Here is an 8755-nt window from a genome sequence, read left to right on the forward strand (position 1 = left end):
GGCCCTCTCTTTCGTGGCTCCCCTTATTTGGTCCCCCCCCTCCCGTCACCTTTCTTGCTTGCCTCGTTGTTGTTCCCCCTCGCGGGCCTGGCAACGCCCCCCCCCCCTCCGCGGGCCCCCGGGCCGCGGCCGCCGTGCGGCCTTGTTCAGCTGGCGTGGTTGTCGTTCATGAAAGCCCCCCGGCTCCTCGTCCTCGCGGCGGCGCCCCCGCGCCTCCGCGTCCTCCATGTCGGTCTGCGAGACGGCATGGATCCCCCCAGGCCCCCTGCGTTTTCGGTTGGTTTCCCGCTCCGTCAGAGCAGTGGCACCGGCTCGGGCGAGCCGGGCTGCCAGGCCGTCAGCGGGTTGAAGCCGCGGTGGCCGCACTCCCCGAAGACCGTGACGGGCCCGCCGCCCGAGAGGGCGGCCAGCCGCCACAGCCCGGACCGCGAACGGCCCTGAGGCAGCGCCACCGGCAGTGCGGACGTCCCCTGCGCGTCCGCCAGCTGCCAGGCCGCCCCGTCCCCTTCGCCCGGTACCGGGACCACGGGTCCGAGGACCACCGGCCAGGACTCCAGCCACGGGTCCTCCCGGAGCGCGGCCCCGTAGGCCTCCAGGGCCTCGCCGGTGCCCACCCCGGGCGGAGCGGCGGCGGCCGGCACCGCGGCCGCGGTACGGTCCCCCAGCTCCGCCCGCAGCCCCGCCGACCCGGGCCGGAAGCGGGCCTCCGCCTCCAGTACCAGCCCGACGGGCAGTGCCAGCCCCGGCGGCCGTCCGGGCGGACCGAAGTCCAGGACCAGCGCCGGGCGTCCGCCCTCCAGCCCGCGCAGCCATATCCGGCGGGTGGTGAGCCGGCCGTCCGGGGACACCGAGTCGTACTGGGCCAGTACGAGCCAGCGGTCCCGGACGGTCTCCCCCTCCGCCGGAGACGGCAGCCCCACCCGGCTCCGGACGGTCGCGGCCAGCGGCTCCGGAAGCCCGGACACCCCCAGCCAGGCCCTGCCCAGCAGGTGCAGCAGCGCGAACTCCTCAAGCATCCGGGCGGGCCAGCCGGGCCCGCAACCGGGTATTGCCCCCAACTCCCTTGCCCGCGCGGCCAGTCCGGGCGCCTGGGCGTCGACCATGCGGGCCGCGACCTCCTCCCACGGTGCGTAGCCGGCCTGCTGCTGCCCGGCTATGCCGCCGCGCAGCAGGTCCAGCAGCCGCTGCTCCAGCTCGGTGACGCCCGCGCCGATCCGCCCGGCCCGCCGCTCCGCCCGCTTGCGGGCCGCCTCCGCGTCCACCGGGCCGGCCGCAGGACCGGCCGCCGGCCGCGCCGCCTTCGCGGCGCGCCCCGCGAGCCATTCCCCCGCCCAGTCCGGCGGCTCGGCCGGATCGCCGAACCCCTCCGCGGCCCAGAGCAGCAGCAGCCCCAGCGCGTGCTTGCACGGGAACTTCCGGCTCGGGCAGGAGCACTTGTACGCGGGGCCCGTCAGATCGACGACCGTCCGGTACGGCGTACTGCCGCTGCCCTTGCACGAACCCCACACCGCACCGGAAGCGGAACCTCCGGTCTGTGACCACGGACCCGCCGCGCCCAGCCTGCCCCCCGCCTTGCGCGACGCCTCGTCAGGAGCCAGAGCCAGTACCTGTTCCGCCGTCCAGCGGACCCCCTGCTCAGTCATGTCAACCACCGTAGAGACCCCCACTGACAATCGCCCTGACCTGCAACAACGCCCGGAACAAGGGGCGTTGTCAGTGGCATGGTGCACCGTGGTTCCAGCGGCCGGGAGCGGCTGCCGAGCATTGGAGGGGGACCATGAGCACGCCCGAGAGCAGCACCGGAACCGAGGCCCTGCGACCGCACGCCGAGGACGCCTTCGCGCACGAACTGAAAGCCCTTGAGGCGCAGGACGACCGGCCCCGCCCGGCCCGCTGGAAGCTCTCCCCCTGGGCCGTGGCCACCTACCTCCAGGGCGGCACCCTCGCCGACGGCACCGTCATCACCCCCAAGTACGTCGGGCCGCGCCGGATCGTCGAGGTCGCCGTCACCACCCTCGCCACCGACCGCGCCCTCCTCCTGCTCGGCGTCCCCGGCACCGCCAAGACCTGGGTGTCCGAGCACCTCGCCGCCGCCGTCAGCGGGGACTCCACCCTCCTCGTCCAGGGCACCGCCGGCACCCCCGAGGAAGCCATCCGCTACGGCTGGAACTACGCCCGCCTCCTCGCCCACGGCCCGAGCCGCGAAGCCCTCGTCCCCAGCCCCGTCATGCGGGCCATGGCCGAGGGCATGACCGCCCGCGTCGAGGAACTCACCCGCATCCCGGCCGACGTCCAGGACACGCTCATCACCGTCCTGTCCGAGAAGACCCTCCCCATACCGGAGCTCGGCCAGGAGGTGCAGGCCGTCCGCGGCTTCAACCTCATCGCCACCGCCAACGACCGCGACCGCGGGGTCAACGAGCTCTCCAGCGCGCTCCGCCGCCGCTTCAACACCGTGGTCCTCCCGCTGCCCGCCACCGCCGACGCCGAGGTCGACATCGTCGCCCGCCGCGTCGACCAGATGGGCCGCGCCCTGGACCTGCCCGCCGCGCCCGAAGGACTGGAGGAGATCCGCCGGGTCGTCACCGTCTTCCGGGAGCTCCGCGAGGGCGTCACCGACGACGGCCGCACCAAGGTCAAGACGCCCAGCGGCACCCTGTCCACCGCCGAGGCCATCTCCGTCGTCACCGGCGGCCTCGCCCTCGCCGCGCACTTCGGCGACGGCGTCCTGCGCCCCTCCGACGTGGCCGCCGGCATCCTCGGGGCCGTCGTCCGCGACCCGGCGGCAGACCGCGTCGTCTGGCAGGAGTACCTGGAAGCGGTCGTCCGCGAGCGGGACGGCTGGAAGGACTTCTACCGCGCCTGCCGGGAGGTGACGGCATGAGCCCGGCGGCCGCCGGACCGCTGCTGCTGGGCGTCCGCCACCACGGCCCCGGCTCCGCCCGCGCGGTCCGGGCCGCCCTCGACCGGGCGCAGCCGAGGGCCGTGCTCATCGAGGGCCCGCCCGAGGGGGACGCCCTGCTCGCGCTGGCCGCCGACCCCGGGATGCGCCCGCCCGTCGCCCTCCTCGCGCACGCCGCGGACGACCCCGCCCGGGCCGCGTTCTGGCCGCTGGCCGCCTTCTCCCCGGAGTGGGTCGCCATCCGCTGGGCACAGGCCCGGGACGTGCCGGTGCGCTTCATCGACCTGCCCGCCGCCCATGCGCTGGCCGCGCGGGAGGAGGAGCCGGACGCCCGCGAGGCCGGCGCCGTCCGGGTCGATCCGCTCGCCGTGTTCGCGGAGACCGCCGGGTACGAGGACCCCGAGCACTGGTGGGAGGACGTGGTCGAGCACCGGGGCACGGGGGAGGCGCGGGACCCGCTGGCCGTCTTCGAGGCCCTGGGCGAGGCCATGGGCGCCCTGCGCGAGACCTACGGCGACGGCGGCCACGGCCGCGACCTCGTCCGCGAGGCGCACATGCGGCAGCGGATGCGGGCGGCCCGCAGGGAGTTCGGGGACGACTACGCCGTGGTGTGCGGGGCCTGGCACGTCCCGGCGCTGCGGGCCGGGACCACGGTCGCGGCGGACCGGGCGCTGCTCACCGGGCTGCCCAAGGTCAAGGTGGAGACCACCTGGGTGCCGTGGAGCCACCGCAGGCTCGCCCGGGCCGGCGGATACGGCGCGGGCGTCACCTCGCCCGGCTGGTACGCGCACCTGTTCGCGGCCCGCGACCGGCCCGTCGAGCGCTGGCTGACCAAGGTCGCCGGGCTGCTGCGGGAGGAGGACCGGCAGGTGTCCTCGGCCCATGTGATCGAAGCGGTCCGGCTGGCGCAGACGCTGGCCGCCGTGCGCGGCCGCCCGCTGCCCGGCCTCACGGAGACCCTGGAAGCGGTCCGGGCCGTGATGTGCGACGGCTCCGACGTACCGCTCGCGCTGGTCGAGGACCGGCTCGTCGTCGGGGACGTGCTCGGCGAGGTCCCCGACGCGGCGCCGGTCGTACCGCTCCAGCGGGACCTGACCCGCCGGCAGCGCACGCTGCGGCTCAAGGCCGAGGCGCAGCGGCGCGACCTGGAGCTGGACCTGCGCAAGGAGTCCGACGCGGCCAAGTCCCTGCTGCTGCACCGGCTGCGGCTGCTCGGGATCGACTGGGGGACCCCGACGGCCTCCCGGAGCGGCACGGGCACCTTCCGGGAGACCTGGCGGCTGTGCTGGGAGCCGGAGCTGTCGGTGCGGGTCGCCGAGGCCGGCATCTGGGGCACCACCGTGCCGGGGGCCGCCACCGCCAAGGCGGAGGCCGACGCGGCGGCCGCCGGGGAGCTGGGGGAGGTCACCGCGCTGGCCGAGCGGTGCCTGCTGGCGGGGCTGTCGGAGGCCCTGCCCGCGGTGCTGCGGGCGCTCGCCGACCGGGCGGCGCTGGACACGGACGTGGCCCGGCTGGCCAGGGCGCTGCCCGCGCTGGCCCGCGCGCTGCGGTACGGGGACGTGCGCGGCACGGACGCGGCGGCGCTCGGCACGGTCGCGGCCGGGATCGCGGAGCGGATCTGCGTGGCCCTGCCGCCGGCTTGCGCGGCCGGACTCGACGCCGACGGGGCGGCCGAGCTGCGGGGCCACATCGACGGGGTGCACGGGGCGGTCGGCCTGCTGGCCGACACGGCCCCGGGCCTGAGGGAGCGCTGGTCGGCGGTGCTGCGGACGCTGGCCGGACGGGAGACCGCACCCGGGGGCATACGCGGGCGGGCCGCGCGGCTGCTGCTGGACGACGGCCGGCTCCCGGCCGGTGAGACGGCACGGCTGATGGGCCTCGCCCTGTCCCCGGCGGGGTCCCCGGCCGACGCTGCGGGCTGGATCGAGGGGTTCGCCGGGGGCGCCGGCGGCGGGACCCTGCTGGTCCACGACGAGCGGCTGCTGGGGCTGATCGACGCCTGGCTGGTGTCGGTGCCGGAGGGCGCCTTCATCGACGTACTGCCACTGCTGCGGCGCACGTTCGGGGCGTACGAGCCGGGCGTGAAGCGGACCCTGGGCGAGCTGGCCCGGCGCGTCCCGGGCGCCCGCACGGCGTCCACCGCAGCCCCGGCGGGCTTCGCCCCGGACCTGGACCCGGTCCGCGCGGACGCGGTGGCGGACCTGGCCCGGCTGCTCCTGGGGGCGGCGGCGGTACACGCGGAACGAGAAGGGATCGGGAGATGACGGAGAGCGGCACGGCAACCGCCGGAGACGAGCGGCTGCGGCGCTGGCGGCTGGTGCTCGGCGCGGAGGACGACGGGACGGGCCGCGCCCTCGGCGGGCGGGACGCGGCGATGGACGGGGCGCTCGGCGCGCTCTACGGCGGCGGCGGAGGGGGCGGCCGGGCGCAGGGGGAGCGGTCCGCCGGGCTCGGGGGCTCCGCCCCGCGCGTCGCGCGCTGGCTCGGGGACATCCGTACGTACTTCCCGAGCCCGGTGGTCCAGGTCATGCAGCGGGACGCCATCGAGCGGCTCGGCCTGTCCACGCTCCTGCTGGAGCCGGAGATGCTGGAGGCGGTCGAGCCGGACGTCCACCTCGTCGGCACCCTGCTGTCGCTGAACAAGGCCATGCCCGACACCACCAGGGAGACGGCGCGGGCGGTGGTCCGCAAGGTGGTCGAGCAGCTGGAGAAGCGGCTCGCGGCCCGCACCCGGGCCACCCTGACGGGCGCGCTGGACCGTTCCGCGCGGGTCAGCCGTCCCCGCCACCACGACATCGACTGGGACCGGACCATCCGGGCGAACCTGAAGAACTACCTCCCGGAGCACCGGACCGTCGTCCCCGAGCGGCTCGTCGGCTACGGCCGGGCCTCGCGGGCGGTGAAGAAGGAGGTGGTCCTCTGCATCGACCAGTCTGGCTCGATGGCGGCCTCGGTCGTCTACGCCTCCGTCTTCGGGGCGGTCCTCGCCTCCATGCGCTCGATCGCCACCCGTCTGGTCGTCTTCGACACGGCCGTGGTCGACCTGACCGACCAGCTGGACGACCCGGTGGACGTCCTCTTCGGCACCCAGCTGGGCGGCGGCACCGACATCAACCGCGCCCTCGCCTACTGCCAGTCCAAGATCACCCGACCGGCCGACACGGTCGTCGTCCTGATCAGCGATCTCTACGAGGGCGGGATACGCGACGAGATGCTGGGCCGGGTGGCGGCTATGAAGGCGGCCGGCGTGGAGTTCGTGACCCTGCTGGCCCTGTCCGACGAGGGGGCTCCCGCCTACGACCGCGAGCACGCCGCGGCCCTGGCCGCACTGGGTTCGCCCGCCTTCGCCTGCACCCCCGACCTGTTCCCGGAGGTGATGGCGGCCGCGCTGGAGAAGCGCCCCCTGCCGGTCCCCTGACGGGTGCGCCATCGGCGGATCACACGAAGACGCAGTTCAACCGTGAGGCGATCTGTGACAGGTATCACCGCTCAGGTGTGATCTGCGATTTAGGGACCCACGGCCCACGGGGATAACCTGCGAGACGGACATGCCGCGTCCACGGTCACCGTGTGCGCCTTCCTAGTGACAGCGCCGTCACGTTGCCCTCCGCGGCACGCCCACGCAGATAGCAGACAACCGCGAATCACTGCGAATCTTTGAAGACAAGGGACGGACGCGCGTGGACCTGTTCGAGTACCAGGCGAGGGACCTCTTCGCCAAGCACGGTGTACCGGTGCTGGCCGGTGAAGTCATCGACACGCCTGAGGCGGCTCGCGAGGCCACCGAGAAGCTGGGCGGCAAGTCGGTCGTCAAGGCTCAGGTGAAGGTCGGCGGCCGCGGCAAGGCCGGTGGCGTGAAGCTCGCCGCCACCCCGGACGAGGCCGTCGCCCGCGCGACGGACATCCTCGGCATGGACATCAAGGGCCACACGGTCCACAAGGTGATGATCGCCGAGACCGCGCCGGAGATCCTGGAGGAGTACTACGTCTCCTACCTCCTGGACCGCACCAACCGCACCTTCCTGGCCATGGCCTCTGTCGCCGGCGGCATGGACATCGAGCAGGTCGCCGAGGAGACCCCGGAGAAGCTCGCCAAGGTCCCGGTGAACGCCAACGAGGGCGTGACCATCGAGAAGGCCCGCGAGATCGTCGCCCTGGCGAAGTTCCCGGCCGAGGTCGCCGAGCAGGTCGCCGAGGTCCTCGTGACCCTGTGGAAGACCTTCATCGCCGAGGACGCGCTCCTCGTCGAGGTCAACCCGCTCGCGAAGGTCGCCTCCGGTGACGTCATCGCGCTCGACGGCAAGGTCTCGCTCGACGAGAACGCCGAGTTCCGCCAGCCGGGCCACGAGGAGTTCGTGGACCACGCCGCCGCGAACCCGCTCGAGGCCGCTGCCAAGGAGAAGGGCCTCAACTACGTCAAGCTCGACGGCGAGGTCGGCATCATCGGCAACGGCGCGGGTCTCGTCATGAGCACCCTGGACGTCGTCGCGTACGCCGGTGAGAACCACGGTGGCGTCAAGCCCGCCAACTTCCTCGACATCGGCGGTGGCGCCTCCGCCGCCGTCATGGCCAACGGCCTCGAGATCATCCTGGGCGACGCGGACGTCAAGTCCGTGTTCGTCAACGTCTTCGGTGGCATCACCGCGTGTGACGAGGTCGCCAACGGCATCGTCCAGGCGCTGCAGCTGCTCGAGGACCGCGGCGAGGCGGTCACCAAGCCGCTCGTCGTCCGCCTCGACGGCAACAACGCCGAGCTGGGTCGCAAGATCCTCTCGGACGCCAACCACCCGCTGGTGCAGCGCGTGGACACCATGGACGGTGCGGCCGACAAGGCCGCCGAGCTCGCGGCTGCGAAGTAAGGGCAGAGGTCACAGACTCACATGGCTATCTTCCTCAACAAGGACAGCAAGGTCATCGTCCAGGGCATGACCGGTGCCACGGGCATGAAGCACACCAAGCTGATGCTGGCTGACGGCACGAACATCGTCGGCGGCGTGAACCCGCGCAAGGCCGGCACGTCCGTCGACTTCGACGGCACCGAGGTCCCGGTCTTCGGTTCCGTCGCCGAGGCGATGGAGAAGACGGGCGCCAACGTCTCCGTCCTCTTCGTCCCGCCGGCCTTCGCCAAGGCCGCCGTCGTCGAGGCCATCGACGCCGAGATCCCGCTGGCCGTCGTCATCACCGAGGGCATCGCGGTGCACGACTCCGCCGCCTTCTGGGCGTACGCGACCGCCAAGGGCAACAAGACCCGCATCATCGGCCCGAACTGCCCGGGTCTGATCACCCCCGGCCAGTCCAACGCCGGCATCATCCCGGGCGACATCACCAAGCCCGGCAAGATCGGTCTCGTGTCCAAGTCCGGCACGCTGACCTACCAGATGATGTACGAGCTGCGCGACATCGGCTTCACCTCCGCCGTCGGCATCGGTGGCGACCCGGTCATCGGCACCACGCACATCGACGCCCTGGAGGCCTTCGAGGCCGACCCGGAGACCGAGCTCATCGTCATGATCGGCGAGATCGGCGGCGACGCCGAGGAGCGTGCGGCGGACTTCATCGCGAAGAACGTCACCAAGCCGGTCGTCGGCTACGTCGCGGGCTTCACCGCCCCCGAGGGCAAGACCATGGGCCACGCGGGCGCCATCGTCTCCGGCTCTTCTGGCACCGCACAGGCCAAGAAGGAGGCCCTCGAGGCCGCCGGCGTCAAGGTCGGCAAGACGCCGACCGAGACGGCCAAGCTGGCGCGCGAGATCCTCGAAGGCGCCAAGTAAGCGCCGGCAGGACTGTCGTACGGGCGTGGGGGGGGGGGGGGGGGGGGGGGGGGGGGGGGGGGGGGGGGGGGGGGGGGAGGGT

6 protein-coding genes are annotated in these 8755 nt (G+C 73.8%); 5 read left to right on the forward strand and 1 reads right to left on the reverse strand.

The genetic code is table 11. The features are described from left to right. Positions 1 to 293: 293 nt before the first annotated feature. Positions 294 to 1643 (reverse strand): SWIM zinc finger family protein, encoded by a 1350-nt coding sequence (locus AC07A6_RS28210; protein WP_478779022.1) that lies wholly within the window; start codon positions 1641 to 1643, stop codon positions 294 to 296. A 134-nt stretch (positions 1644 to 1777) separates the two neighbouring features. On the opposite strand from AC07A6_RS28210, the gene AC07A6_RS28215 reads away from it, so the two are divergent. The 5 genes from AC07A6_RS28215 to sucD all read left to right on the forward strand — a co-directional run bounded on the left by AC07A6_RS28215 (position 1778) and on the right by sucD (position 8673). Further along, complete coding sequence (locus AC07A6_RS28215; RefSeq protein WP_362467161.1) at positions 1778 to 2884, forward strand: ATP-binding protein; 1107 nt, start codon at positions 1778 to 1780, stop codon at positions 2882 to 2884. Next, entirely contained in the window at positions 2881 to 5166 is a 2286-nt protein-coding gene (locus tag AC07A6_RS28220) for a DUF5682 family protein (protein WP_478779023.1), read from the forward strand. Before AC07A6_RS28215 ends, AC07A6_RS28220 begins: the two co-directional genes overlap by 4 nt. After that, positions 5163 to 6320 (forward strand): vWA domain-containing protein, encoded by a 1158-nt coding sequence (locus AC07A6_RS28225; RefSeq protein ID WP_478779024.1) that lies wholly within the window; start codon positions 5163 to 5165, stop codon positions 6318 to 6320. The genes AC07A6_RS28220 and AC07A6_RS28225 overlap by 4 nt, the downstream gene beginning before the upstream one ends. Positions 6321 to 6582: 262 nt before the next feature. Continuing rightward, positions 6583 to 7761, forward strand: a complete 1179-nt coding sequence (gene sucC, locus AC07A6_RS28230; protein WP_125818842.1) for an ADP-forming succinate--CoA ligase subunit beta — start codon at positions 6583 to 6585, stop codon at positions 7759 to 7761. Between the two features lie 21 nt (positions 7762 to 7782). Continuing rightward, on the forward strand, positions 7783 to 8673 hold the full coding sequence (sucD, locus tag AC07A6_RS28235) for a succinate--CoA ligase subunit alpha (protein WP_362467157.1): 891 nt from the start codon (positions 7783 to 7785) through the stop codon (positions 8671 to 8673). Positions 8674 to 8755: the final 82 nt, after the last annotated feature.

Source organism: Streptomyces sp. NPDC044002 (genome assembly GCF_056434525.1).